At 63.1% G+C, this 654-nt stretch carries 1 pseudogene; it reads left to right on the top strand.

What is annotated here, in order from left to right:
• Nucleotides 1-268: 268 nt before the first annotated feature.
• Nucleotides 269-654: pseudogene (locus C5F48_RS24385) on the top strand (type IV secretion system DNA-binding domain-containing protein); the annotation flags it as partial.

The raw sequence follows: 654 nt of genomic DNA, 5'->3' as shown, positions 1-654 counted from the left end.
GCGCGGACACTCGCGCCGAACTCCGGCGTGTAGGCCGGCTCGCCGGCGCTGCCGGGCGTCGAGAAGGCCGCCGCCAGCGCCAGCGCCGCTAGCGCGGTCCTGGCGGCAGGTAGCGTCGTCTTGCCGCATCTATGCGAAAACGAATTCTTATCGCGATACTTGTTATCGCTCAACATCGACTTTCTGCCTCGCAACGCAAACCTCCTGCTTCTACTATCGCTACAGCGTAACGATACATTACCGATTTGACGGAAGAGAGGAAGTGGAAATGAGCCTCACCAACCGCAACCAGACCACCCGGATCGTGCGCGGGGGCCAGACGACACAGCACTGGTGGAGGATGGCGGCGCAGGTCATTCGCACGTCGCTCTTCATGGCGCTGGGAGCCTTCACGCTCACCTACTGCGTCCTGATCGCCGCGAACTACGAGATCCGGCATATCCGCGAGACCTTCGTGGTGTTCCTGGCCGACTACAACGTGGCGTTGCACCGCCCCGACAAGCCGCTGACCTACACCGACTATCAACAGCGGCGGCTGACGCGCAGCGCGGCCGAGATCGCCGCCGACGCCCGGCTGCGTCGCATCTCGATCGAGTACCGGGACAATGCGGAGAAGTTCGCATGGATCGCAGGCATTCCGGCGGCGCTGGTTTT

Origin of the sequence: Cereibacter changlensis JA139, assembly GCF_003034985.1 — a bacterium.
GTDB lineage: Bacteria > Pseudomonadota > Alphaproteobacteria > Rhodobacterales > Rhodobacteraceae > Cereibacter > Cereibacter changlensis.
Note: the sequence above shows the minus strand (reverse complement) of the source record. Positions and strands in the feature narration are given on the sequence as shown.